A 1,478-nucleotide genomic window follows, 5' to 3' on the forward strand; every position below is an offset into this window, starting at 1 on the left:
CCTCGCCACAGGGGATGCGTTCGTCGCGAAAACGGCTTATTGCCAGCCAAACCGGCGGCTGTAGAAGCCTTTCACCGCCTGGGTCAGTGCCATGTACGCCAGCAGGATCACCGGCAGGAACACAAAGTACAGCGACGGCAACGCCTGCAACTTGAAGTAATGCGCCAGCGGCCCCATCGGCAGGAAGATCCCTACAGTCATGATGATCCCCGTCATCACCAGCAACGGCGTGGCTGCACGGCTTTGCAGGAACGGAATCTTCGGCGTGCGGATCATGTGCACGATCAGCGTCTGGGTCAGCAACCCGACCACGAACCAGCCCGACTGGAACAGGGTTTGATGGTCCGGGGTGTTGGCATCGAACACATACCACATCAAGGCAAATGTCAGCAGGTCGAACACCGAACTGATCGGGCCGAAAAAGATCATGAAGCGCCCGACATCAGCCGGCTGCCAGCGTTGTGGTTTTCTCAGCATCTCGTCATCGACGTTATCGAACGGGATGGCGATCTGCGAAATGTCATACAGCAGGTTCTGCACCAGCAGGTGCATCGGCAACATCGGCAGGAACGGGATAAACGCACTGGCCACCAACACCGAGAACACGTTGCCGAAGTTCGAGCTGGCGGTCATTTTGATGTACTTGAGCATGTTGGCGAAGGTCCGCCGGCCTTCCAGCACGCCCTCCTCCAGCACCATCAGGCTCTTTTCCAACAGGATGATGTCGGCCGCTTCCTTGGCGATATCCACCGCGCTGTCCACCGAAATACCAATGTCGGCGGTACGCAGTGCTGGCGCATCGTTGATGCCGTCGCCCATGAAGCCGACCACGTGCCCATTGGCCTTGAGCAGGCGAACGATGCGTTCCTTATGCGTCGGCGTCAGTTTGGCGAAGACATTGGTGGTCTCTACCGCCAGCGCCAACTCGGCGTCGCTCATGCGTTCGATGTCGTTGCCCATCAACAGGCCTTGTTGCTCCAGGCCCACTTCACGGCAGATTTTCGCCGTCACCAGCTCGTTGTCACCGGTCAGCACCTTGACCGCGACACCGTGGGCAGCCAGGGCTTTGAGCGCAGGCGCAGTGCTTTCTTTCGGCGGATCGAGGAACGCCACGTAACCAATCAGCGTCAGTTCCTGTTCATCGCCCAGGCTGTAGGTGTCGCGACCGGCCGGCATTGACCGCGCGGCCACCGCCACAACGCGCAAGCCTTCTTCGTTGAGCTMGGCCGTGACCTGACGAATCCGTGCCAGTAGCTCATCGGTCAGCGCTTCCTCAGCCTCGCCGTGACGCACACGCTTGCACACCGCCAACACTTCTTCCACCGCGCCTTTGCAGATCAGCAGATGGGGCTGGTGCTGCTCGGCCACCACCACCGACATGCGCCGGCGATTGAAGTCGAACGGGATTTCATCGACCTTGCGAAAGGCGCTGCCGACGTTCAGTTCACGCTGTATTTCAACGTGCTCGAGCACCGCCA

At 59.8% G+C, this 1,478-nt stretch carries 1 protein-coding gene; it reads right to left on the reverse strand.

The features are described from left to right. Nucleotides 1–36: 36 nt before the first annotated feature. Nucleotides 37–1,478, reverse strand: a 1,442-nt coding sequence (mgtA, locus tag AC1DH9_RS29070; protein ID WP_477809328.1) for a magnesium-translocating P-type ATPase, incomplete at its 5' end; no start/stop codon positions are given.

Source organism: Pseudomonas sp. 05T35, assembly GCF_056396605.1.